Source organism: Solimonas fluminis, assembly GCF_002930645.1.
Classification (GTDB): Bacteria; Pseudomonadota; Gammaproteobacteria; order Nevskiales; family Nevskiaceae; genus Solimonas_A; species Solimonas_A fluminis.
This window is the reverse complement of sequence record NZ_PSNW01000006.1, coordinates 174117-199076: the sequence shown is the minus strand read 5'-3', so window position 1 is coordinate 199076 and position 24960 is coordinate 174117. Positions and strand designations below refer to the sequence as shown.

General features: G+C 68.4%; 21 protein-coding genes. 19 read left to right on the top strand and 2 right to left on the bottom strand.

The window, feature by feature from the left end:
• The first annotated feature begins 71 nt into the window (after positions 1 to 71).
• From C3942_RS12660 to C3942_RS12635, 6 genes are all read left to right on the top strand, one after another.
• On the top strand, positions 72 to 458 hold the full coding sequence (locus C3942_RS12660; protein WP_104230705.1) for a hypothetical protein: 387 nt from the start codon (positions 72 to 74) through the stop codon (positions 456 to 458).
• A gap of 57 nt (positions 459 to 515) precedes the next feature.
• Positions 516 to 1796 carry a TolC family protein gene (locus C3942_RS12655; RefSeq protein ID WP_104230704.1) on the top strand — a complete coding sequence of 427 codons (1281 nt, stop codon included), beginning with the start codon at positions 516 to 518 and terminating at the stop codon, positions 1794 to 1796.
• Positions 1797 to 1808: 12 nt separating this feature from the next.
• Positions 1809 to 3053, top strand: coding sequence for an efflux RND transporter periplasmic adaptor subunit (locus C3942_RS12650; protein ID WP_104230703.1), 1245 nt, complete (start codon positions 1809 to 1811; stop codon positions 3051 to 3053).
• Positions 3054 to 3068: 15 nt separating this feature from the next.
• Positions 3069 to 6179, top strand: coding sequence for an efflux RND transporter permease subunit (locus C3942_RS12645; protein ID WP_104230702.1), 3111 nt, complete (start codon positions 3069 to 3071; stop codon positions 6177 to 6179).
• A 64-nt stretch (positions 6180 to 6243) separates the two neighbouring features.
• Complete coding sequence (locus C3942_RS12640) at positions 6244 to 6582, top strand: DUF3703 domain-containing protein (RefSeq protein WP_104230701.1); 339 nt, start codon at positions 6244 to 6246, stop codon at positions 6580 to 6582.
• A 318-nt stretch (positions 6583 to 6900) separates the two neighbouring features.
• Positions 6901 to 7692, top strand: a complete 792-nt coding sequence (locus tag C3942_RS12635; protein ID WP_104230700.1) for a class I SAM-dependent methyltransferase — start codon at positions 6901 to 6903, stop codon at positions 7690 to 7692.
• 10 nt (positions 7693 to 7702) lie between these two features.
• Here C3942_RS12635 and C3942_RS12630 read toward each other — a convergent pair whose 3' ends face one another.
• On the bottom strand, positions 7703 to 9265 hold the full coding sequence (locus C3942_RS12630; protein ID WP_104230699.1) for a DUF1631 family protein: 1563 nt from the start codon (positions 9263 to 9265) through the stop codon (positions 7703 to 7705).
• 335 nt (positions 9266 to 9600) lie between these two features.
• Entirely contained in the window at positions 9601 to 11268 is a 1668-nt protein-coding gene (locus tag C3942_RS12625) for an alkaline phosphatase D family protein (RefSeq protein ID WP_243393594.1), read from the bottom strand.
• A gap of 135 nt (positions 11269 to 11403) precedes the next feature.
• Between C3942_RS12625 and C3942_RS12620 the strand changes: the two genes are divergently transcribed.
• The 13 genes from C3942_RS12620 (at position 11404) to nuoL (ending at position 24938) form a co-directional block, all read left to right on the top strand.
• A complete protein-coding gene (locus tag C3942_RS12620) occupies positions 11404 to 11730 on the top strand; it encodes a YnfA family protein (protein WP_104230697.1) in 327 nt (108 codons plus the stop codon).
• A gap of 173 nt (positions 11731 to 11903) precedes the next feature.
• Positions 11904 to 12677, top strand: coding sequence for a ferredoxin--NADP reductase (locus C3942_RS12615; protein ID WP_104230696.1), 774 nt, complete (start codon positions 11904 to 11906; stop codon positions 12675 to 12677).
• Positions 12678 to 12933: 256 nt separating this feature from the next.
• Complete coding sequence (gene ndhC / locus C3942_RS12610; RefSeq protein WP_104230695.1) at positions 12934 to 13359, top strand: NADH-quinone oxidoreductase subunit A; 426 nt, start codon at positions 12934 to 12936, stop codon at positions 13357 to 13359.
• Between the two features lie 34 nt (positions 13360 to 13393).
• On the top strand, positions 13394 to 14056 hold the full coding sequence (locus C3942_RS12605; protein ID WP_104230694.1) for a NuoB/complex I 20 kDa subunit family protein: 663 nt from the start codon (positions 13394 to 13396) through the stop codon (positions 14054 to 14056).
• A gap of 268 nt (positions 14057 to 14324) precedes the next feature.
• Positions 14325 to 16106: an NADH-quinone oxidoreductase subunit C/D gene (gene nuoC, locus C3942_RS12600; protein ID WP_104230693.1), complete on the top strand. Its 1782-nt coding sequence runs from the start codon at positions 14325 to 14327 to the stop codon at positions 16104 to 16106.
• The gene (gene nuoE, locus C3942_RS12595; protein ID WP_104230692.1) at positions 16093 to 16608 is read left to right on the top strand and encodes an NADH-quinone oxidoreductase subunit NuoE; all 516 of its coding nucleotides are present in this window, start codon (positions 16093 to 16095) and stop codon (positions 16606 to 16608) included. Before nuoC ends, nuoE begins: the two co-directional genes overlap by 14 nt.
• The gene (gene nuoF, locus C3942_RS12590; protein ID WP_207766069.1) at positions 16605 to 17987 is read left to right on the top strand and encodes an NADH-quinone oxidoreductase subunit NuoF; all 1383 of its coding nucleotides are present in this window, start codon (positions 16605 to 16607) and stop codon (positions 17985 to 17987) included. Before nuoE ends, nuoF begins: the two co-directional genes overlap by 4 nt.
• A gap of 3 nt (positions 17988 to 17990) precedes the next feature.
• Positions 17991 to 20699, top strand: a complete 2709-nt coding sequence (nuoG, locus tag C3942_RS12585) for an NADH-quinone oxidoreductase subunit NuoG (protein WP_104230691.1) — start codon at positions 17991 to 17993, stop codon at positions 20697 to 20699.
• 16 nt (positions 20700 to 20715) lie between these two features.
• Positions 20716 to 21711 (top strand): NADH-quinone oxidoreductase subunit NuoH, encoded by a 996-nt coding sequence (gene nuoH, locus C3942_RS12580; protein WP_104230815.1) that lies wholly within the window; start codon positions 20716 to 20718, stop codon positions 21709 to 21711.
• Between the two features lies 1 nt (position 21712).
• Complete coding sequence (gene nuoI, locus C3942_RS12575) at positions 21713 to 22258, top strand: NADH-quinone oxidoreductase subunit NuoI (protein WP_104230690.1); 546 nt, start codon at positions 21713 to 21715, stop codon at positions 22256 to 22258.
• A 13-nt stretch (positions 22259 to 22271) separates the two neighbouring features.
• Positions 22272 to 22766 carry an NADH-quinone oxidoreductase subunit J gene (nuoJ, locus tag C3942_RS12570; RefSeq protein ID WP_104230689.1) on the top strand — a complete coding sequence of 165 codons (495 nt, stop codon included), beginning with the start codon at positions 22272 to 22274 and terminating at the stop codon, positions 22764 to 22766.
• Positions 22763 to 23077: an NADH-quinone oxidoreductase subunit NuoK gene (gene nuoK / locus C3942_RS12565; protein WP_243393592.1), complete on the top strand. Its 315-nt coding sequence runs from the start codon at positions 22763 to 22765 to the stop codon at positions 23075 to 23077. The genes nuoJ and nuoK overlap by 4 nt, the downstream gene beginning before the upstream one ends.
• Positions 23078 to 23084: 7 nt before the next feature.
• Entirely contained in the window at positions 23085 to 24938 is a 1854-nt protein-coding gene (gene nuoL / locus C3942_RS12560) for an NADH-quinone oxidoreductase subunit L (RefSeq protein ID WP_104230688.1), read from the top strand.
• The last annotated feature ends 22 nt before the right edge of the window (positions 24939 to 24960 follow it).

Sequence of the window (24960 nt, the reverse complement as noted above, 5' to 3'; positions counted from 1 at the left end):
CTGCAGTCCATGCGGAACTTTCCCGCGCGACTTGACTCTGCAGCCCACTCCGGGTGTTCAATATCCGCCGTATGCGCCGTTTCCGCTCGCCACCGCTGACGCTGGTCCTGCTGCTGGGCTTCGCCCTGCTGCTGACGCGCGTGGTCGGCACGCACCTGCACTTCTGCTTCGACGGACAGGAAGCCCCGGTCGCGGTGCACATCGCGGACGGCGAATCGCACCATGACGGGCACCAGGGCGGCGATATCGACATCGACGATGCCTCCGCCGCAAGCAAGCCCTCGCAGCAGTCGCTGGCCAGCCTGGCGCTGTTCATTGCCGCCGCCTTCCTCTGGCTCGCGCTGGTCCCGCGCCCTGCCGCTCCCGTCTTCGTTGCCGTGGCCCCGCCACGGCGCAAACTGCCTCACGTCCTGCGGCCACCCCTGCGCGGCCCGCCCCGTTTCGCCTCCCTCGCCTGACGTCGTTCCCGCGTCGCCGCGCCTGCGGCGCGCATTCCATTGCCCCGGGAGGCAATCATGTCCCGCTTTCCGTCACGAGTGCCGCCGGCACTCGTGCTGTTCCTGCCGCTGGCGCTCTGCGCCGGCACCACTTCTGCCGCCGATGAACTGACGCTGGCCGCCGCGCTGGCGCGGGCCGAGGCACAACACCCTTCGCTGGAAGCGCAGCGCGCCCTGGCCCGCGTGGCCGAAAGCCAGGTCCTGCAGGCCGGCCTGCGACCGGCGCCGGAACTGCGGCTGGACGCCGAAAACCTGCTCGGCAGCGGCCCCTACGGCAGCGTCGACCGCCTGGAAACCACGCTGGGCTTCAGCCAGCTGATCGAGCGCGGCGACCTGCTCGCGCGTCGCGTCGACAGCGCCCGCGCACAGCAGGCGCTGCAGGCCGACGACTCCGCCATCGCCCGGCTCGAGGTCCGCGCCGAGGTCGCGCGGCGCTTCGCGCACTTGCTTTCCGACCAGGCCAAGCTCGCCATCACCCGCGAGACCACCGCACTGGCCGAGGACACGCAGCGCGAGGTGGAGCGCCGTGTCAGCGCCGCGCGCAGCCCGGTGGCCGAGCGCTGGCGTGCGCGCATCGCACTGGAACGCGCCAGGCTGGACGAAGAGCATGCCGAACACGAGCTGCTCGCCTCGCGCCGCCATCTCGCCGCCGCCATGGGCCAGGCCGAGGCGGACTTCGGCGAGGCCCGCGGCGATCTGCAGCGCCTGCCCGAAGTGGCACCGGTGGAGGAGCTGCTGGCCCGGCTGGAATCCGCGCCGGAAGCCCTGCGCTACGCCAGCGAAGTCCGCCTGCGCGAGTCCGAGTGGCGCCTGGCCCGCTCGAAGGCCAAGGCCGGCGTCACCCTTGGCACCGGCCTGCGCCGCTTCGAGGACGGCGGCGATACCGCCCTGACCTTCTCCGCCTCGCTGCCGCTGTGGCAGGGCTCGCGCCAGCGCGGCGCCATCGCCGAAGCCGAGGCGCGCCGCGACCAGGGCCAGTCCGAGCGCAGCGCCGCGCTGTTGCGCGCCCAGGCCCAGCTCTACGCGCTGTACCAGGAGATGAACCATGCACGCGTCGAATTCGAGGCGCAGCGCGATCGCGTGGTGCCCGCCGCGCAACAGGCGCTGGAGCAGACCCGCTACGCCTGGGAACGCGGCCGCTACTCGCTGCTGGAACTGCGCGATGCCCAGGCCGAATGGACGGCGCAGCGCAGTCGGCTGATCGAGGCCGCCGCCGAGTACCAGTCGCAGCTGATCGAAATCCAGCGTCTCACCGGGCAACTCACCCTGCCCAGCCAGGCCGGCGCCGCCGCGCCCTGAACCGGAATACCCATGAACAAGACTCTCATCCTGCTGCTGGCCCTGTCGCTGGCAGCCTGCAAGCCCCAGCCCGGAGCCGCCGACGAGCATGGCCACGGCCATGACGAAGCGCAGGGCCACGCCGCAACCACGGAAGCCAGGGGACCCCATGGCGGCCGCCTGCTCACCGACGGCGACTTAGAGCTCGAGATCGCGATCTTCGAGGACGGCGTGCCGCCCGAATTCCACGTCTACGCCCGCCATGGCGGCAAGCCGCTGGCGCCGTCCGGGCTGAGCCTGACGGTCGAACTGACGCGGCTCGATGGCGAAAGGAGCCTGTTCCGCTTCACGCCGGAGCAGGACTACCTCAAGGGCAGCGGCATGGTCGCCGAACCGCACTCCTTCGACGTGCGCGTCGAGGCCGTGCATGACGGAAGGAAGCACGCCTGGACCTACGACTCGTACGAGGGGCGAACCCGCATCGGGGCCGAGATGGCGCGCAGCATGGGCATCCGCACCGCCGTCGCCGGCCCCGGCAGCCTGCGCGAGCGCCTGCCGCTCTACGGCAGCATCCGCCCCAACGCCGAACGGGTGCGTGAAGTCGCCGCGCGCTTCCCCGGCGTGGTGCGCAGCGTTTCGGCACGGCTCGGCGAGCCGGTGAAGGCCGGCCAGCTGCTGGCCACAGTGGAGAGCAACGAAAGCCTGCAGACCTATGCCGTCACCGCGCCCATCTCGGGCCTGGTCACGCAGCGCGCCGCCAACCCCGGCGAGGCCACCGGAGAACGCGCGTTGTTCGTGATCTCCGACTACGCCAGCGTCTGGGCCGAACTGACCGTGTTCCCTCGCGACCGCGCACGTCTGCAGGCCGGCCAGGCGGTGAAGATCACCGCGGCCGATGCCCATCAGTCCGGCGAGGGCCGCATCGGCGCCATCGCCTCGGCGGAAGGCGGCGGTCCCATGCTGGTCGCGCGTGTCCCGCTGGACAATGCCCAGGGCCAGTGGACGCCCGGGCAGTTCGTGACGGCCGAGGTGGTGATTGGCGAAAGCCCGGTGCCCCTGGCCATAGTCAACACCGCCCTGCAGCCCTTCCGCGACTTCACGGTGGTGTTCGCCCAGGTCGGCGAAACCTACGAGGCGCGCATGCTGGAACTGGGCCGCAGCGACGGCGAGATGACCGAGGTGCTCGGCGGGATCAAGCCGGGCACGCGCTACGTCAGCGCCAACAGCTACCTGGTCAAGGCCGACATCGAGAAGTCGGGCGCGAGCCACGACCACTAGGATGAGCGCCTGACCATGCTCGAAAGAATCATTGAGTCATCCATCAGGCACCGCTGGCTGGTGCTGATCGCCGTCGCGGCCATGGCCGCACTGGGTGCCTGGAACTACTTCCGCCTGCCGATCGACGCGGTGCCGGACATCACCAATGTCCAGGTCCAGATCAACACCGAGGCGCCCGGCTATTCGCCGCTGGAGGCGGAGCAGCGCATCAGCTTCGCCATCGAGAATGCCATGGCGGGCCTGCCGCGGCTGGAGTACACCCGCTCGCTGTCGCGCTACGGCCTGTCGCAGGTCACGGTGGTGTTCAAGGACGGCACCGACATCTACTTTGCCCGGCAACTCGTGGCGGAGCGCCTGCTGGAGGCACGCTCCTCGTTGCCGCCCGGCGCCGAACCGGCCATGGGCCCCATCGCCACCGGCCTGGGCGAAATCTTCATGTTCACGGTCAAGCCGAAGGCCGGTGCCCTGCGGCCCGACGGCCAGCCCTGGGATGGCATGGACCTGCACACGGTGATGGACTGGATCGTGCAGCCGCAGCTGGCCAAGGTGCCCGGCGTCACCGAGATCAACAACGTCGGCGGCCACGAGCGCGAATACCTGGTGGCGCCCCTGCCTGGCCGGCTGATGGCCTACGGACTGGGCCTGCGCGACCTGGTGCAGGCGCTGGCCGCCAACAACGCCAGCGTCGGTGCCGGCTACATCGAGCGCAACGGCTCTCAGTACCTGATCCGCTCGCCGGGCCAGGTCCAGGGGCTGCAGGACATCCGGCGCATCGTGGTGGGCCAGCGTGACGGCGCCCCGGTCCGCATCGGCGACGTCGCCGAGGTGTCCATCGGGCACAACCTGCGCACCGGTGCCGCCACGATGGATGGCGAGGAGGTGGTGCTGGGCACCGTGTTCATGCTGATCGGCGAGAACAGTCGCGAGGTCTCGCGCCGCACGGCAGCCAAGCTGGAGGAGATCAACCGGTCGCTGCCGGACGGCCTGGTGGCGGAGGCGGTCTACGATCGCACCGTCCTGGTCGACAAGACCATCGACACCGTGAAGAAGAACCTGTTCGAGGGCGCCGTTCTGGTGGTGGCGGTGCTGTTCGCCCTGCTGGGCAACCTGCGCGCCGCCGTGGTCACGGCGCTGATCATCCCGCTGGCGATGCTGTTCACGATCAGCGGCATGGTGGCCAACCGCATCAGCGGCAACCTGATGAGCCTGGGCGCGCTCGACTTCGGCCTGATCGTCGACGGCGCGGTGATCATCGTGGAGAACTGCCTGCGGCGGCTGGCCGAGGAGCAGCGCCGCCGCGGCGGGCTGCTGGACCTGGCCGAGCGCCTGCAGGCGGTACGCGCCGCCACGGCGGAGGTTGTGCGCCCCAGCCTGTTCGGCGTCTTCATCATCCTGGTGGTCTACCTGCCGATCTTCACGCTCACCGGCGTGGAGGGAAAGATGTTCCACCCCATGGCCTTCACCGTGGCGCTGGCGCTGACCGGCGCACTGATCCTGTCGGTGACCTTCGTGCCGGCGGCGGTGGCGCTGTTCGTCACCGGCAAGGTGGAGGAGCACGACAACCGCGTCATGCGCGCCGCCCGCCGCGCCTACGAACCGGCCCTGCGCCTGGCACTGGCACGGCGGTGGCCGATGGTCGGCGGCGCCGCCCTGCTGGTGCTGCTCTCCGGCTGGCTGGCCACGCGCATGGGCTCCGAGTTCCTGCCGACGCTGGACGAGGGCGACATCGCCATGCATGCCATGCGCATTCCCGGCACCGGACTGGAGCAGGCCATCGCCATGCAGAAGCGCGTGGAGGAAGTGATCCGCCAGTTCCCCGAGGTGGATCGCGTGGTGGCCAAGCTGGGGACCGCCGACATCGCCACCGACCCGATGCCGCCCAGCGTCGCCGACACCTTCATCATGCTCAAGCCCCGCAAGCAATGGCCTGATCCGGACAAGCCCAAGGCGGCGCTGGTGCGCGAACTGGAGGCCGCCGTCTCGCGCGTACCCGGCAACAACTACGAGTTCACCCAGCCGATCCAGATGCGCTTCAACGAGCTGATCTCCGGCGTGCGCTCCGACCTGGCGGTGAAGATCTACGGCGACGATCTGGCGGTGCTGGAACAGCAGGGCGAGCGCATCGAGGCGTTGCTGAAGGAGCTGCCCGGTGCCGCCGACGTGCGCCTGGAACAGGTCACCGGCCTGCCTGTGATGACCATCCGCCCGCGGCGCGAGCTGCTGTTCCGCTACGGACTCAACGTGGCCGACGTGCAGGAGGTCGTGTCGATCGCCCTGGGAGGACAGGTGGCCGGCGAAGTCTTCGAGGGTGACCGCCGCTTCGAGCTGGTGGTGCGCCTGCCGGAGTCCCTGCGCAACCAGCCGGCGGCGATCGAAAACCTGCCGGTGCCCTTGCCCGGGGGTGGCTACGCACCGCTGCGGGAGCTGGCTGAAATCAGCATCGCGCCGGGTCCCAACCAGGTCAATCGCGAGAACGGCAAGCGCCGCGTGGTGGTCACCGCCAACGTCCGCGGGCGCGACCTGGGCAGCTTCGTCGCGGAAGCGCAGCAGCAGCTCGGCACATCGGTGAAGCTGCCGGCCGGCTACTGGATCGGCTACGGCGGTACCTTCGAGCAGCTGATCTCGGCGACACAGCGCCTGCGGCTGGTGGTGCCGATGGCCCTGCTCCTGATCCTGGGCTTGCTCTACCTGGCCTTCGGCTCCTGGAAGGACTCCCTGCTGGTCTTTTCCGGCGTGCCGCTGGCCCTGACCGGCGGCGTGCTGGCGCTAGGGCTGACCGGGATTCCCCTGTCGATCTCCGCCGGCGTCGGATTCATCGCGCTCTCCGGGGTTGCCGTGCTCAACGGCCTGGTCATGGTGTCCTTCATCGGCCAGCTGCGCCGCGGCGGCGCGGCGCTGGACACGGCGATCTTCGAGGGTGCCGCCACCCGCCTGCGGCCGGTGCTGATGACGGCCCTGGTGGCCGGCCTCGGCTTCCTGCCGATGGCGCTGAACGTCGGCACCGGCGCTGAGGTGCAGCGCCCGCTGGCCACGGTGGTGATCGGCGGCATCGTCTCCTCGACCCTTCTGACATTGCTGGTGTTGCCTGCGCTGTACCGGCTGGCCTACCGCAAGGAGGCCGCCTGAGGAGACTTGAAGTCAGGTCCGGGGTCCGGGCTCAGGCTGGCGCCTTCTCAAGGGAGAATCCGCCATGGAGCACCTGAAGCAAGCCATCGAGAGCGAACTGCGGCTGGGCCGCCGGCTGCTCGCCCGGAACGCCGCCGACGCGGCGTTCCGGCACTTCGAGCGTGCCCATATCCTGTCGCAGCGCCGTACCGGGGACCATGTCCGCAGCCATGCCTGGATGTGGCGTGCCGGCTGGCGGCGCAGGGATGCGCGCGAGGTCCTCGGGCAGACCCTGCGGATGCTGGCGGCGCTGCTGTTCTCGCGCATCTGGGTGCCGGAGGGCAATACCGGAGGAGCGAACGTCAGCGCCTTCCGGCCGATGCCGCTACCGGAGGATCTGGCGGCGATCCTGCGGAGCCGCTGATCCGCAGCCCCCGGCGTGTACGAATGTATGTTCGCCGCATGCCGGCATGGCCCCGCCTGAGAGCGCCGTGATTTCCCGGCCCGAGGCGCTGCGGGCGCTGAGGTCGATCACGATTGTTTTCATGACGGATGAATCAGTCCTGTGCACTACTTTGGGACTGCGCCGAGCGGATACAAACGGGCGACAAACGGACCGGCCGGTCATATAGCTTGGCCACTAGACTCCCGGAGGGGGTCCGCCTCCTGGCAGCGGCACCCGTCGATCGGCGGGCTCCTGCCCTGAGCGGACGAAATCCGCTGTGCCACGGATAGCCTTCAGATGACCACGCAAGCCAAGGATCTGGCAGAGAACATCAATCGCTTCTACGACGCGTCGATGTTCAGCGAACGCCTGATCAACTACTACGGCGGAAGCCACTACACCAACTTCGGTTACTGGACGGACGCAACGCCGGACGCCAAGTCGGCCTGCGACGCCCTGATGGCCCAGCTCCTGGGCTTCATCCCGGAAAAGAAGGGGCGGATTCTCGACGTCGCCTGCGGCAAGGGCGAAACCTCCCGCTATCTCTCCTCCTTCTATCCGGCGCAGCAGATCACCGCGATCAACATTTCCGAGCGCCAGCTGGCCCGGGGCCGCGAGCTGGTGCCGGGCGCGACCTTCCTGCTGATGGACGCCACCGCGCTGGATTTCCCGGACGCTTCCTTCGACGCCGTGATCTGCGTCGAGGCCGCCTTCCACTTCAACACCCGCGAGAAGTTCCTGCGCGAAGCCGCGCGCGTGCTCAAGCCGGGCGGCCATCTGGTGCTGAGCGACATCCTGACGACGCAGCGCGCCGACGACAGCCACGAGCGCCGCATCAGCGACAACCACGTCGCCAGCCTGGACGAATACCGCGCGCTGTACCAGCGCTGCGGCTTCCTGCCCGGCGCCATGGTGGATGCCACGGAGAACTGCTGGCGGGGGCACTACCGGCACATGGTGAACTACGCCCACGAAGCGCTGCTGCGCCGGCAGGTCACGCGCGCCCAGCTGCAGCAGTCGCTCGACATCTACTACGAGCGCGCACAATACATCGAGCACTACATGCTGGTGAGCGCCGTCCGCGCCTGAGCGCGGCGCCTCAGGCTGCGCGGCGCAGCATGCGCAGCGTGGCGATGCCCTGCTCGATACGGTCGTCGCGCATGCCCGACATGGCCATGCGTTGGGTCAGGCGCAGCATCAGCGCAGCCCATTCCTCGTCCTCGCCGAAGCCCTGCAGCTCCGACTGCTCCACGAGCTGGTCCACCAGGTCCAGGTCCTGGCGCCAGCGCGGGTCGCCGGGGCCGTGGTCCAGCAGTCCCTTCATCAGCAGCGGCCCCCAGCAGCGGTGCAGGAAATCCTGGACCGCGGCCGGAACCTCGCGCCCGAAGGTGGACAACCTCAGTTCCTCCGTCACCCGCCGCTGCACCGCGTGCAGTACCGACTGGCGCCGCTCCTGGGCGCGCGCCCGCTTGGCCTCCAGGAACTTCTCGACCTGGGCTTCGTCGATCGGCTGTTGGGTCAGGATCGCCTGGCGCACGAAATCCGGCGCCAGCTCGAACTGCACCAGCAGCTGCTCCAGGCGCTCCGCCGCGCGTTTCTCCTCCTCGTCGCCGGTGACGCGGGCGGTAGCCGCCTTGAGCATCATCTCGTCCACCAGGCTGCTGACCGGGTGGTGCGGCGAGGTGAACAGCGTGGCGTCGGCCAGCGCCGTCTTGACCAGCGGCAGGCGCACCGCGTCCTGGCGCTGGCGCAGTTCGCGCGGCAGCAGCGGGTCCGCCACCGCCTCGCTGAAGAACTGGCCCGCCACGCTCATGCGCTGCAGCGGGGCATGGCGCTGTTCGTCGGCCATGTCGGGCATGGACTGCTTCTCGGCCAGCGCCAGGAGGTCGGCCGCCAGCGAGCGGTCGTCGTAGTAGCGCTCGTCGGCCGCGGCGGCGTAGTGGCGCAGCATGGACAGCGTGCCCTCGTCCACCTTGGGTTCGCGCGGCGGCGGCGCCTGCGCCGGCAGCGAGGAAAGCTGCGCGTCCAGTTGCTGGGCCGTGCTGCCGATGGCACGCAGCGCCACCATCAGGCCGCGGTAGAGCTCGCCCAGGCGCAGCAGCACGTCCTCGCCGAAGCGGGCGAACAGGAATTTCATGTGCCCCGCCGGCCAACCCAGCTGCTGCGCGGTGTCCTGCAGCGCGCGTGACAGGCCGGCCGGCGCCAGGGCGCGGACGTTCACCGGAACGTAGAGCGTGCGGCGGATCAGCTGCAGGCGGTCGTCGAGCTCGCAGAGCAGGCGGGCGTACTTCTCCTCCGCCTGCAGCTCGGTGCGCCCGGACAGCAGCTCGTCGCCCGGCTGCGCCTCGTCCAGGCCGGCACCGCTGCCGATCAGGCGCGCATCCACTGCATAGATGAAGGTGTCCACCCAGCGCTCGGAGATGACGCCGAACAGCCCGCGCAGCTCGCGGATCGCCTCGCGTCGCACCGGATCGGCGGCGCGGCTTTCATACTCGGCCAGGGCCTGGGGCAGGTGATGCATGAATGGCGCCAGCAGCCAGGCCAGCTCGCCGCGCACGGTACGGCGCAGGGACTCGGCCGCCGCCGATCCCAGCCGCTGCCGGTAGAAGGCCTGGTCCGAGGCGTGGCCGTCGGCCAGCGGGCGCTGCAGGAGCGGCATCATGCCGCGGCCCCGGGCCGCGGCACGGCGACGGTGCAACCGATCCTGGCGGCGCCCTCTGCCGGGGCGCCTGCGCTGATGGACGTCATTACTGCCTGATCCCCGAAGAACCGCAAGAAAACCAATGCGTGAATCTTAAGGCGGCCACCCGCGGAACTGGCCCCGCGGGCGGACGAATCCCGCCAGTAAATCCTGCCTACGCGCCCGAGGCGGAAGGCCCTGCCCTTTGCACAGCAACAGGCATGCCCGCGGCGCAGCGCCCGTCTGGGGCTTGCCAGGATTGGGCGCACGCATGCCCCCAGATACCCGTCATGCCGGCGAGAGCCGGCATGACGGAATCATGTCCTCGCTTGAATCGGATAGGCCATGCCCCAGGGTGCCGGTGCGGCCGCCTCGGCCGGCGTGCTCGGCTCCGCGGCGCTGCGCAGCCGGTTCTCGCCGCTGCGCGTGTACAGCGCCGCGCCGAACCGCTCCGGCGAATCCTTCTGCAGGATCGTATCGACGTACCACCATTCACCCTGGGTGCGTTCCGGCGTGATGTCGAGCAGCACATAGCCGTGGCGCTCGCCGTCGAAGTACTTGATGTGCGGGTCGATCAGGCCGAAGGCGGTGCGCAGCAGCGGCGTGGTGCCCGCCGGCAGGCCGCTGGACGTGACCGAGGGCGACACGAATTCCACGCCATGCGCCTTGATCAGTCCCAGGTCCAGCGGATCGCCCACGATGTTGTCGAGCAGCGTCAGCAGCTCGCCCGGGTCGCGGTACAGCTCGTTGCCCCAGGAGCTGTGGATGTCGCCGGTCAGCACCACCAGGTTTTCCACCGAGCCGCGCTCCACCGCGTCGAATACGCGGTCGCGCGCCGCCGGGTAGCCGTCCCACTGGTCGCCGTTGAGCGCCAGCAGTTCCTCGGCCAGCGTCAGGCCCAGCAGCGACAGGTCCGGCAGCGAGGCCAGGCGCAGCTGGCCGAACATCACCTGCTGGCCCAGCAGCTTCCACTTCGCGCTGGACGCGGTCAGCCGCTCCACCAGCCAGTTCTCCTGGCGCAGGCCCAGCAGCTGGCGCGCGGGATCGTTCAGCTCCGGCCCGCCCGGCAGGATGCCCAGCGGCTCCTCGCGGCCGTAGAGGCGCGTATCGAGCATGATCAGGTCCACCAGGTCGCCGAACACGAATTGCCGCCAGATGCGCTGCGGGTCCTCCGGATCCGCCATGCGGATCGGCAGCCACTCGAAGTAGGCCATGATCGAGGCCGCCTTGCGGAACTCCCAGGCGCCCTCGTCGCCCTCGGTGTGGTTCTGGGCGCCATCCCGGTAGGAGTCGTTGGTGGATTCGTGGTCGTCCCAGACCACGATCATCGGGTGCTGGCGCGTCATCGCCTGCAGGTCCGGGTCCGTCCGGTACTGGGCGTGGCGGTCGCGGTAGTCGTCCAGCGTGACCATCTCGCGGCCGTTGCTGTGGTCACGCCCGTCCAGGCCGGTGGAGCCGGACTCGTAGATGTAGTCGCCCAGGTGGAACACCGCGTCCAGGTCCAGGCGCTCCGCGATGCGGCCGTAGACCCCGAAATAGCCGGCCGGGTAGTTGGAGCAGGAGGTAAAGGCGAAGCGTAGCCGGTCCACCGCTCCCACCGGCAGGGTCTTGGTGCGCCCCACCGGCGACACCGCCCCACCCGCCTCGAAGCGGTACCAGTAGTGCATGCCGGCAGCCAGGCCCGCCGGGTCCACCTTCACCGTATAGTCCCGCGCACGGTCCGTCATCACGGTCTCGGAGGCCACCAGGTCCTTCATCTCCGGGTCCCGCGCCACGAGGTAGCGCACCCGCACCGGTCCATCGCGCTCCGGCGTCACACGGGTCCACAGGATCACCCGGTCCTGCAGCGGGTCGCCGCTGGCCACGCCATGATCGAAGCGGACCTTGCCCGCCGCGTCCTCCACCGGATCGCTGCTACCGCAGCCCGGCAACAGGGCCGCCCCGGACAAGCCACCCAGACCCTGCAGGAACCTGCGACGCCGCATCATCGGGGACTCCCCTCGGAAAAGCGGCAGTCTGAGGCCCCAAGATCACCAGCCGATGAAGAGGCGCCGTTCACTGCCCTTCATCCTGGCAAGGGCCCGCGTTTCACCCTCGAACTGCTCTAGCATGGCCAGACCATGCTCAAGACCACCCTGCTGTTCTTCGCCACCGCCCTGGCCGAGATCATCGGCTGCTACCTGCCCTGGCTCTGGCTGCGCCAGGGCCGGTCCGCCTGGCTGCTGCTGCCCGCGGCGGCCAGCCTGGCTCTCTTCGTCTGGCTGCTGACCCTGCACCCCGCCGCCAGCGGCCGGGTCTACGCCGCCTATGGCGGGGTCTACGTGGCCACCGCCCTGGTCTGGCTGCGGCTGGTGGACGGGGTGCGGCTGAGCCCCTGGGACTGGGCCGGCGCCGGGATCGCCCTGGCGGGCATGGCCATCATCGCGGCCGGCTGGCAGCGGCCATAAATACCGGCGGTAGTCCCTGCGGGTGAGGCGCCGCATCAAGCTTAACCTGACAATTCCGCCCGGTTTTTTATTCCCGGACGCACTTTTTTCAGACGATTGGAAGCCGGGCCGCCACCGCCGGCAGGATTTTGTCTTAAGATTGCGCCCCATTTTGCACTGCACCATGGATTGAAATGGCCAAGTTCGCCCCCGAGCGTGTCCTGAGCGTTCACCACTGGAACGACTCGCTGTTCAGTTTCAAGACGACCCGCGGTCCGGGCCTGCGCTTCCGCAACGGCCAGTTCGTCATGATTGGCCTGGAGGTCAACGGCCGCCCGCTGATGCGCGCCTATTCCATCGCCAGCGCCAACTACGAGGAACATCTCGAGTTCTTCAGCATCAAGGTGCAGAACGGCCCCCTGACCTCGCGGCTGCAGCACCTGAAGGAAGGCGACGAGCTGCTGGTCAGCACCAAGCCGACCGGCACCCTGGTGCTGGACGACCTGAACCCGGGCAAGAACCTGTACTACTTCAGCACCGGCACCGGACTGGCCCCCTTCATGTGCCTGGTCAAGGACCCCGAGGCCTACGAGCGCTTCGAGAAGATCGTGCTGATCCATGGCGTGCGCAATGTCAACGACCTGGCCTACAAGGACTACCTGGAAGGCCTGCCCCAGGACGAGATCCTGGGCGAGCTGGTGCGTGACAAGCTGATCTACTACCCGCTGGTCACCCGCGAGCCCTTCCGCAACCAGGGCCGCCTGACCGACGTGATCCGCAGCGGCAAGCTGGCCGCCGACATCGGCCTGCCGGACCTGAACCCGGTGACCGACCGCGTGATGATCTGCGGCAGCCCGCAGATGCTGAAGGACTCCTGCGAGATCCTCGACAGCCGCGGCTTCCAGATCTCCCCGCACATCGGCACCCCGGGCGACTACGTCATCGAGCGCGCCTTCGTGGAGAAGTAAGCGTCACGGCTGTACACCGGAGTTGCACACCGAAGGCCCGCACATGCGGGCCTTCTGCTGTCAACACCCCTGCAACTTCCGACAAAAAATTCAGCGCTTTGCCACCTCGCCGGTCTATAATCCGTTCGGACGGCATGCAGGCCGCCACCCCTGGGGAAGTTTTAGCCACGTCGCCCGGACTTCAGGCATGTCCGTTGCGGCCGCCCATGGTGCCCTGCCCACGACAAGACAGACGAGCGACCGTACGAGGCCACGAATGACCGATTTCGCCAGTGTTCCGGAATCGCCCGAGTTCTGGGGTACCGCCCTCTACATCGTCGGCGTGTTCGGCCTCTGTGCCCTGATGCTGGTCCTCTCCTGGCTGCTCGGCGGCCGTTCCGCCGCCCGCGCCCGCAACGAACCCTTCGAGTCGGGCGTGGTGTCCGGCTCCCCCGAAAAGCTGCGCCTCTCCGCCAAGTTCTACCTGGTGGCCGTGTTCTTCGTGATCTTCGACGTGGAGGCCCTGTTCCTCTACGCCTGGGCCGTGTCGCTGCGGGAAGCCGGCTGGATGGGCTTCATCGAGGCCTTCATCTTCATCTCCATCCTGGGCGCCAGCCTGGTCTACCTCGTCCGCGTCGGCGCCCTCGACTGGTCGCCGCAGGCGCGCAAGGCGCGCCGCCAGCGCGAAGAAAAGCAGACCTGATCGGCCCTCCCCCGGCAAGCGCGAGCCAGCCCCCATGCCTCAATACACCCTTACCCGAATCGACCCGAACCGTCCGACCGGCGTGTCGCCCTTCGCCAAGCCGGCGGAAGAGACGTTCACCGAGGAGCAGGTCCGCCGCAACGTGCTGACGGCCAAGCTCTCGGACCTGGTCCAGTGGGGCCGCAAGCACTCGATCTGGCCGTACAACTTCGGCCTGTCCTGCTGCTACGTGGAAATGGCCACGGCCTTCACGCCGACCCATGACCTGGCCCGCTTCGGCGCCGAGGTCATCCGCGCCTCGCCGCGCCAGGCGGACCTCATGGTCATCGCCGGCACCTGCTTCATCAAGATGGCGCCGGTGGTCCAGCGCCTGTACGAGCAGTTGCTGGAGCCCAAGTGGGTCATCAGCATGGGCTCCTGCGCCAACTCCGGCGGCATGTACGACATCTATTCCGTGGTGCAGGGCGTGGACAAGTTCCTGCCGGTGGACCTCTACGTGCCGGGCTGCCCGCCCCGCCCCGAGGCCTTCCTGCAGGGCCTGATGATGCTGCAGGACTCCATCGGCAAGGAGCAGCGCCCGCTGTCCTGGGTCGTGGGCGACCAGGGCATCTACAAGGCCAAGATGCCGTCGCAGCGCGACCTCAAGGCCGAGGAGCGCCGCGCGCAGACCATCCTCCGCACGCCGGACTCGGTGTAGAGAGCCTCCCCATGAGCAATACGCACACGCGTTGCTGCCAGAAATCGCGCCCGGCAAGTCGGTCGATGCGCGGTTTGGTGGTTCCAAATAAGCAGTGGCCGGCGCAGCATGGCGCGATTTCCGGCGCAACCCGGAGGGACGGGGCCGTTTTCGCGCCCCGCGGCCCGTATCGCCCCTTATGTACTCGTGTACACCGCGGGTCGATAGGGTTAGCGGAACGCCAAAACGACCTCCGTCGCGTGCGCGTATTGCTCATGGGAAAGCTCTAATGGCCGCCGACGGAGCCCCCGCCCTGCCCGAAGTCGTCCGCGAACTGTACGCGCGCTTCGGCGAGAACCTCTTCACGCTGCAGGCCACGGTCGACCAGGTGCCCACCCTGTGGTTGCCCGCCAACCGCCTGCACGAGGTGCTGCGCTACCTCAAGAACGAGGCGCCCAAGCCCTACAAGATGCTGTACGACCTGACGGCGATGGACGAGCGGCTGCGCAAGCACCGCCACGGCCTGCCGGCAGCCGACTTCACGGTGATCTACCACCTGCTGTCGATCGACCGCGACATCGCCACCCGCGGCAAGGGTGACGTGCGCCTGAAGGTGGCGCTGCAGGGCGAGAGCCCCTCCCTGCCGACCATCACCAATGTCTACCTCAACGCCAACTGGTACGAGCGTGAGGCCTGGGACATGTTCGGCATCGTCTTCGAGGGCCATCCGGGACTGCGGCGCATCCTGCTGCCGCCGACCTGGACCGGCCACCCGCTGCGCAAGGACTACCCGGCGCGCGCCACCGAGTTCGATCCCTTCTACCTGGACTCCCTGAAGCAGGACATGGAGCAGGAGGCGCTGCGCTTCGTCCCCGAGGATTGGGGCATGAAGCGTGGCACCGCCGACCACGACTTCATGTACCTCAACTTCGGCCCCAACCACCCGGCGGCGCATGGCGCCTTCCGCGTGGTGCTGCAGCTCGACGGCGAGGAAGTCGTGGATTGCGTGCCGGACATCGGCTACCACCACCGCGGCGCCGAGAAGATGGGCGAGCGCCAGTCCTGGCACAGCTACATCCCGTACACCGACCGCATCGACTACCTCGGCGGCGTGATGAACAACCTGCCCTACGTGCTGGCGCTGGAAAAGCTCGCCGGCATCAAGGTGCCGGAGCGCGTCCAGACCATCCGCGTGATGATGGCGGAGTTCTTCCGCATCACCTCGCACCTGCTGTTCTACGGCACCTACGCCCAGGACGTCGGCGCCATGTCGCCGGTGTTCTTCATGTTCGTGGACCGCCAGAAGGCCTACGACGTGATCGAGGCGGTGACCGGCTTCCGCATGCACCCGGCCTGGTTTCGCATCGGCGGCGTGGCGCATGACCTGCCGCAGGGCTGGGACAAGAAGGTCCGCGAGTTCCTGGACTGGATGCCCAAGCGCCTCGACGAGTACAAGAAGGCCGCGGTCGAGAACGCCATCTTCAAGTCGCGTTCGCGCGACGTGGCCGCCTACGACACCGCCTGCGCGCTGGAATGGGGCGTCACCGGCCCCGGCCTGCGCGCCACCGGCTGCAACTACGACCTGCGCAAGGTCCGCCCCTACTCCGGCTACGAGAACTTCGACTTCGAGGTGCCGGTGTTCCACAAGGGCGACTGCTACGACCGCACCCTGGCGCGCGAAGAAGAGATCCGCCAGTCGCTGCGCATCATCGAGCAGTGCCTCAACAACATGCCTTCCGGCCCGTACAAGGCGGATCACCCGCTGACCTGCCCGCCGCCGAAGGAGCGCACGCTGCGCGACATCGAAACGCTGATCACGCACTTCCTCGACGTGTCCTGGGGGCCGGTGATGCCGGCCGGCGAGACCAGCCAGCTGATCGAGGCGACCAAGGGCATCAACAGCTACTACCTCACCAGCGACGCGAGCACGATGAGCTACCGCACGCGCATCCGCACGCCGAGCTTCGCGCACCTGCAGCAGATTCCGGCGGCGATCAACGGGCAGATGGTGCCCGACCTGATCGCCTATATCGCCAGCATTGACTTCGTGATGGCCGATGTCGACAGATAAAGTCGTCAAACTCGCCGACCTCAACAAGCCCTCCTTCGTCCTCAGCGACGAGGAGCGCCACGAGATCGAGCACGCCCTGACCCACTACCCCGACGGCCGCGCGGCCAGCATCGACGCGCTCAAGGCGGTGCAGAAGCACCGCGGCTGGGTGCCGGACGACGCGATCCCGGTGATCGCCGCCGCCATCGGCATCAGCGCCGCCGACCTCGAGGGCGTGGCCACCTTCTACAGCCTGATCTTCCGCCGCCCGGTGGGCCGCCACGTGATCAAGGTCTGCGACAGCATCTCCTGCCATCTCACCGGCTACGACGAGCTGCGCGACGAGCTGGAGAAGCAGCTCGGCATCCGCTATGGCCAGACCACCAAGGACGGCCGCTATACGCTGCTGCCGATCTGCTGCCTGGGCGCCTGCGACCGCGGCGCCACGATGATGATCGACGACGACCTGCACGGGCCGGTGGAGCCCAAGGACGTCGCCGCGATCCTGGGGGGTTATCAGTGAGCCTGCGCAGCGCGAAGGACCCGAACTACCAGAAGCCGCTGACGCGCCTGATCGACACGGCCGCCGGTCCCCTGGACCTGAAGGGCCACGAGGCGGAGGGCGGCTATGCCGCCCTGCGCAAGGCGATCAAGGACCTCAAGCCGCAGGACGTGCAGGCCAAGGTCAAGGAAGCCAACCTGCGCGGCCGCGGCGGCGCCGGCTTCCCCACCGGCATCAAGTGGTCGCTGATTCCCATGGGGCCGGATGCCGGCGCCAAGTACCTCGTCTGCAATGCCGACGAGATGGAGCCCGGCACCTTCAAGGACCGCCTGCTGATGGAGCAGGCCCCGCACCAGCTGGTGGAAGCCATGGCGGTGGCGGCCTACGCCATCCAGGCTCAGACCGGCTACATCTTCCTGCGCGGCGAGTACGTCGTCGCCGCCGAGCGCCTGAACAAGGCCATCGCCGAGGCCCGCGCCGCGGGCCTGCTGGGCCAGAACATCCTCGGCGGTCCTTGGAGCTTCGAGCTCTACGTGCACACCGGCGCCGGCCGCTACATCTGCGGCGAGGAAACCGCGCTGATCAACTCGCTGGAAGGACGCCGCGCCAACCCGCGCGCCAAGCCGCCCTTCCCGCAGATCGCCGGCCTCTGGGGCCGTCCGACGATCGTCAACAACGTCGAGACGCTGTCCAACGTACCGCACATCCTGCTCAACGGCCCCACCTGGTTCAAGGAGCTGAACCAGGGCAAGACCAGCGACGCCGGCACCAAGATGTACGGCGTCTCGGGCCGGGCCAACCAGCCGGGCTGCTGGGAGCTGCCGATGGGCACCACCGCCCGCGAGCTGCTGGAAGTGCATGCCGGCGGCATGCGCGGCGGCAAGAAGCTCAAGGCCTGGCTGCCGGGCGGCGCGTCCACCGACTTCCTGCTGCCCGAGCACCTGGACCTGCCGATGGACTTCGACACCATCGCCCGCGCCGGTTCGCGCATGGGCACCGGCCTGATCACGGTCGTGGCCGAGGACCAGAGCATCGTCTCGGCGGTGCGCAACCTGGAAGAGTTCTTCGCCCGCGAGTCCTGCGGCTGGTGCACGCCCTGCCGCGACGGCCTGCCCTGGACGGTCAAGATCCTGCGCGCCATCGAGAACGGCCAGGGCAAGACCGGCGACATCGAGCAGCTCTCCAAGATGACGCGCTGGCTCGGCCCGGGCCGCACCTTCTGCGCCCACGCGCCGGGTGCGATGGAGCCGCTGCAGTCGGCGATCAAGTATTTCCGCGACGAATTCGAGATCGGCATCGTCTGCGACATCGACTCGGCCAAGCCCGACGTCTGCATCCTTCCCGCGGGTCTGCCGGACATCACGACGGACCGCGACCTCGCCCAGAAGAAAGCGAGCTGATTCATGGCAATCATTCACGTTGACGGCAAGCAGTACGAGGTCAAGGGCGGCGAGAACCTGCTGCAGACCTGCCTCTCGCTGGGCCTGGACATTCCCTACTTCTGCTGGCACCCGGCGCTGGATTCCGTCGGCGCCTGCCGCCAATGCGCCGTCAAGCAGTACAAGGACGGCGACGACAAGCAGGGCCGCATCGTCATGTCCTGCATGACGCCGACCACGGACAACACCTGGATCTCGATCGACGACGAGGAATCCAAGGAGTTCCGCGAGACCATCATCTCCTTCCTGATGACCAACCACCCGCACGACTGCCCGGTCTGCGAGGAAGGCGGCCACTGTCATCTGCAGGACATGACGGTGATGACGGGTCATCACAACCGCGAGTACCGCTTCACCAAGCGCACCCACCGCAACCAGGAGCTGGGCCCGTTCATCGCGCACGAGATGAACCGCTGCATCTCCTGCTACCGCTGCGTGCGCTTCTACAACGACTACGCCGGCGGCACCGACCTGGGCGTCTACGGCTCCGCCGCCAACGTCTACTTCGGCCGCGAGAAGGACGGCACGCTGGAGAGCGAGTTCTCCGGCAACCTCACCGAGGTCTGCCCCACCGGCGTTTTCACCGACAAGACCCACTCCGAGCGCTACACGCGCAAGTGGGACATGCAGTTCTCGCCCAGCATCTGCGCCAGCTGCTCGGTGGGCTGCAACATCTCCCCGGGCGAACGCTATGGCGAGGTGCGCCGCATCGAAAACCGCTACCACGGCGAGCTCAACGGCTACTTCCTCTGCGACCGCGGCCGCTTCGGCTACGGCCACGTCAACCGCAAGGACCGCCCGCGCCAGCTGCTGGTGAGCAAGGACGGCCGCCGCGAGGCGATGGATGCCGGCGATACGCTGGACTTCATCCGCCAACAGCTCCAGGCCGGCAAGCCGGTGCTGGGCATCGGTTCGCCCCGCGCCTCGATCGAATCCAACTACGCCCTGCGCGAGCTGGTCGGCACCGCCCACTTCAGCAACGGCCAGACCGCACTGGATGCCGCCCTGACCCGCCTCTGCCTGGACGTGCTGCGCCAGGGGCCGGCCAAGTGCGCCACTCCGTCCTCGATCGAGGACGCCGACGCCGTGCTGGTGCTGGGCGAGGACGTGCTGGCGACCGCGCCGCGCATCGCCCTGGCCCTGCGCCAAGCCGCCAAGGGCAAGGCCGACACGATGTGCGCCGAGAAGAAGGTGCCGGACTGGCAGGCCGCTTCGGCCAAGGACATCGCGCAGCGCCTGCTGAACCCGGTATTCGTCGCCACCCCGGCGGCCACCCGCTTCGATGACATCGCCGCGGCCACGCACCGCGCGGCCGCGCCGGACCTGGCCCGCCTGGGCTATGCCATCGCCCACGCGCTGGATGCGTCCAGCCCGGCGGTCGAAGGTCTCGACACGAAGACCGCCGAGCTGGCGCAGCGCATCGCCGCCGCGCTCAAGGCCGCCAAGCGGCCGCTGGTGATCTCCGGCACCGGCTGCGGCGATGCCGCCGTGATCCAGGCCGCCGCCAACATCGCCTGGGCCCTGCAGGCCAGCCACCCGGCCGCCGAAATCTGCCTGGCGGTGCCCGAGTCCAACAGCATCGGCCTGGCCCTGTTCGAGGCCGTGGACCTGGAAGCCGCGCTGGCCCGCGCGGCCGCCCAGCCCAGCGTGCTGGTGGTGGTGGAGAATGACCTCTATGCGCGCCTGCCGGCCGCCCAGGTCGACGCCGCCCTGGCCCGCTCCACGCTGATCGTGCTGGATCACCAGGACACCCGCACCGCGCAGCGCGCCCAGGCCCTGCTGCCGGCGGCAAGCTTCGCCGAGGGTGACGGCACGCTGATCAACTACGAAGGCCGCGCCCAGCGCTACTTCCAGAACTTCGACCCCGCCTACTACGACCGCTCGGTCGCCGTCGCCGAATCCTGGCGCTGGCTCGACCGCCTCCAGAACGGCGATGCGGCCCGGGAGAACCTGGACGAGGTCCTGGCCCAGGCCGAGGCCGCCCTGCCCGCGCTCAAGGGCATCGCCGCCGCCGCCCCCAATGCCAGCTTCCGCATCAAGGGCATGAAGATCGCGCGCGCGCCGCAGCGCCAGTCCGGCCGCACCGCAGCCCGCGCCAACATCTTCGTGCACGAGCCGCGCTCCACGCAGGACGCCGACTCCGCCCTGGCCTTCTCGATGGAAGGCGTCAACGGCGCCTCCGGCGTCGACCGCCCGCCGGAGCTGCTGCCTTTCGCCTGGGCGCCGGGCTGGAACAGCCCGCAGGCCTGGAACAAGTTCCAGGCCGAGGTCGGCGGCGCGCTGCGCGGCGGCGACCCCGGCGTGCACCTGGTGAAGGCCGCCGCCTCGCGCCCCGCCTACTACTCGGCGGTGCCCGCGGCCCTCAAGCCCAACGGCGCCCTGCGCGTGGAGCCGCTGTACCAGCATTTCGGCAGCGAGGAGCTGTCGTCGCTGGCGGCCCCGATCCAGCAGCGCATCCCGGCCAGCTATGCCGCCCTCAGCGTCGGCGACGCCGCGCGCCTGGGCGTGAACCACGCCGAGCGCATCAGCATCACGCTCGACGGCCAGACCTTCAGCCTGCCCGCCCGCGTCCGCCCGGACCTGCCGGCCGGCGTGCTGGGCCTGCCCGTGGGCCTGGCCGGCGTCCCGCCCCTCAAGGCCGGCAGCGCCGCCACCGTCGCCAAGGGAGCCTGAGCGCATGTCCGCCTTCGTGGATTGGCTGAGCTCGCCGGTGGTCCTCGCCGCGATCTGGGCGATGGTCAAGGCCGTGATCATCCTGCTGGGCCTGGTGCTGTCGGCCGCCTGGATGATCTGGCTGGAACGCCGCCTGCTGGCGCTGTGGCAGGACCGCTACGGCCCCAACCGCATCGGTCCCTTCGGCCTCGGCCAGGTGATCGCGGACATGATCAAGATCTTCTTCAAGGAAGACTGGACGCCGCCCTTCGTCGACAAGGCCACCTTCATCCTGGCGCCCCTGATCGCGATGAGCATGATGATGCTGGGCTTCCTGTTCGTGCCGATCACGCCGACCTGGGGCGTCTCGTCGGCCGATCTCGGCATGCTGTTCTTCTTCGCCATCGGCGGCCTGGCCGTGTACGCGGTGATGCTCGGCGGCTGGGCCTCCAACAGCAAGTACTCGCTGCTGGGCGGCCTGCGCTCCACCGCGCAGACCATCTCCTATGAAGTGTTCATGGGCCTGTCGCTGATGGGCGTGGTGATGCAGGCCGGCACGTTCAACCTGCGCGAGATCGTCGAGTACCAGCAGCAGAACGTCTGGTTCATCGTCCCGCAGTTCATCGGCTTCTGCGTCTGGTCGCTGGCCGCGGTGGCGGTGACGCACCGCACGCCCTTCGACCTGCCGGAAGCGGAGTCGGAGCTGGCGGCCGGCTACCACACCGAATACTCGGGCATGAAGTTCGGCATGTTCTTCGTCGGCGAGTACGTCGGCATCGTCATGGTCTCGGGCCTGACGGTGGCGCTGTTCTTCGGCGGCTGGGAGGGCCCCTTCTGGACCGAGAAGATTCCCTTCGTCTGGTTCGCGATCAAGTGCCTGTTCTTCATGTCCAGCTTCATCCTGCTGCGCGCCGCGCTGCCGCGCCCGCGCTACGACCACATGATGTCCGCGGCCTGGAAGGTCTGCCTGCCCTTGTCGCTGATCAACCTCCTCGTCACCGGCGCGATCGTGCTGTGGAACCACGGAGCCTGACATGAGCCAGTTCAAGGCCGTGATGCACGGCATCTACACCCAGCTGCGCAGCATCGGGATGATCTTCTCCCACAGCTGGCGTCCGCGCGATACCATCAGCTACCCTGAGGTGAAGCCCTACGTGCCGCCGCGCTACCGCGGCCGCATCGTGCTGACCCGCGACCCGGACGGCGAGGAGCGCTGCGTCGCCTGCAACCTCTGCGCGGTAGCCTGCCCGGTGGGCTGCATCTCGCTGCAGAAGGGCGAGAAGGAAGATGGCCGCTGGTACCCGGAGTTCTTCCGCATCAACTTCTCGCGCTGCATCTTCTGCGGCCTCTGTGAGGAGGCCTGCCCGACCAACGCGATCCAGCTGACGCCGGACTACGAGATGGGCGAGTACAACCGCCAGAACCTGGTGTACGAGAAGGAGCACCTGCTGATCAGCGGTCCCGGCAAGTACCCGGACTACAACTTCTACCGGGTGGCCGGCATGGCCATCAAGGGCAAGGACAAGGGCGAGGCTCTCAACGAGGAAGCCCCGGTCGACATCAAGAGCCTGCTGCCCTAAAGGACCCGAGACCATGGAACTCCTGTTCTACGTCGCCGCCGCCATCGCCCTGCTTTCGACCGCACTGGTCGTGACCAGCCCGAACCCGGTGCACGCCCTGCTCTACCTGGTGCTGTCGCTGCTGGCGGTGGCCACCACCTTCTTCACGCTGGGCGCGCCGTTTGCCGGCGTGCTGCAGGTGATCGTCTATGCCGGCGCCATCCTGGTGCTGTTCGTGTTCGTGGTGATGATGCTCAACCTCGGGCGCCGTACCACCGAGCAGGAGCGCATCTGGCTGTCGCCCGTGGCCGCCGCCGGCCCCGCGATCCTGGCCACCGTGCTGCTGTTCATGCTCGGACGCGTGATCATGCCGGACACCACCCTGACCGCCGCCGGCCTCAAGACCATCACCGCCAAGGACGTCGGCATCATCCTCTACGGCCCCTACCTGCTCGCCGTCGAACTGGCCTCGATGCTGCTGCTCGCCGGCCTGGTCGCGGCCTACCACCTGGGCAAGTCCGAACAATGACGCCCCACGCCATCCCCATGGAGCATGCGCTCCTGCTCGCCGCGATCCTGTTCGCGATGGGCCTCTGCGGCCTGGTCCTGCGCCGCAACATCATCTTCATGCTGATGTCGATCGAAGTGATGATGAACGCCACCGGCCTGGCCTTCGTCACCGCCGGCAGCCGCTGGCTGCAGGCCGACGGCCAGGTGATGTTCATCTTCGTGCTGACGCTGGCCGCCGCCGAGGCCTGCGTGGGCCTGGCCCTGGTGATCCAGCTGTACAAGCGCTTCGGCACGCTGGACATCGACGCCGCCAGCCAGATGAAGGGATGAAAGGATGATGAATTACCTGCCCCTCGTCTTCGTCGCCCCCCTGCTCGGCTTCCTGGTGCTGGCGCTGTCGCGCAGCCGCATGTCCGAGAACCTGGCCGCCGCCATCGGCGTCGGCAGCGTCGGCATCTCCGCGCTGACCACCGCCGCCGCCATCTGGCAGTTCTCCTCGGCACCGCCGGAAGGCGGCTTCGTCTCGGTCCACCTGTGGACCTGGATGAAGGTGGGCAACTTCGCCCCGACCTTCACGCTGCACGTGGACGCCCTGTCGTTGACCATGATGTCGGTCATCACCGGCGTCGGCTTCTTCATCCACCTGTTCGCGTCCTGGTACATGCGCGGCGACGATGCCTACCCGCGCTTCTTCTCCTACATGAACCTGTTCGTGGCCAGCATGCTGTTCCTGGTGCTGGGCGACAACCTGCTGTTCCTGTACTTCGGCTGGGAAGGCGTGGGCCTGGCGTCCTACCTGCTGATCGGCTTCTGGTACAAGGACCCGGCCAACGGCGCCGCGGCGCGCAAGGCCTTCGTCATCACCCGCGTGGGCGATACGCTGATGGCCATCGCCCTGTTCATCCTCTACCGTGAGTTCGGCACGCTGAACATCAAGGAGCTGGCGGTCATCGCCCCCACGCAGTGGGCGGTGGGCTCGACCCTGGCCACGGCCACCTGCCTGCTGCTGCTCGGCGGCGCGGTAGGCAAGTCGGCGCAGCTGCCGCTGCAGACCTGGCTGCCGGACGCCATGGCCGGCCCCACCCCGGTCTCCGCGCTGATCCATGCCGCGACCATGGTGACCGCGGGCGTCTACCTGATCGCCCGCATGAACGACCTGTTCGCGCTGTCGCCGTTCGCGCTGCACATGGTGGGCGTCATCGGCGCCATCACCCTGCTGCTGGCCGGGTTCACCGCGCTGATGCAGACCGACATCAAGAAGATCCTGGCCTACTCGACCATGAGCCAGATCGGCTACATGTTCCTGGCCGAGGGCGTGGGGGCCTACCAGCCCGCCGTGTTCCACCTGATGACGCACGCCTTCTTCAAGGCGCTGCTGTTCCTCTCGGCGGGCTCGGTGATCCTGGCCATGCACCACGAGCAGGACATCTTCAAGATGGGCGGCCTGCGCAAGCACATCCCCTTCGTATTCGCCTGCATGCTGATCGGCACCCTGGCGCTGACTGCCTTCCCGTTCACCTCGGGCTATTACTCGAAGGACGAGATCCTGCACCAGGCCTACCTGACCGGGAACCACGACCTCTGGCTGGCCGGCCTGTTCGGCGCCTTCCTGACCGCGGTCTACAGCTTCCGCCTGATCTTCATCACCTTCTACGGTCCCGAGCGCTTCGACGCCAAGCATCACGCGCCGCATGGCGCGCACAGCATGGACCACCATATCCCGCTGGCGGTGCTGCTGGTCCTGTCGATCGTCGGCGGCTTCATCCACCTGCCGCTGGACGCGGTGCTGCCGCATGCCCCGATCCCCGAGGGCGAGCACCACGGCGGCATCGTCCCGCACCTGCCGCTGTTCGTGTCGCTGGCCGGCATCGCGGTGTCCTGGTTCCTGTTCCTCAAGCGCCCGCAGATTCCGGCGGCGCTGGCCTCGGGCGGCCTCGCTCCCATCGGCAAGCTGTGGAAGAGCGCCTGGGGCTTCGACTGGCTCTACGACCGCCTGTTCGTGAAGCCCTTCGTCTGGGCTGCCGAGACCAACAAGAACGATGTCGTCGACTCGATCATCAACGTGGTCCCGGCCAGCCTGCGCGGCCTCAACGCCGCCCTGGTGCGCACCCAGACCGGCAGCCTGCGCTGGTACGCGGCGGTGGCCGGTGCCGGCACCTGCCTGCTGATCGCCCTCGTGGCCTTCCACTGATCCGAACATAGGGAACGACCAC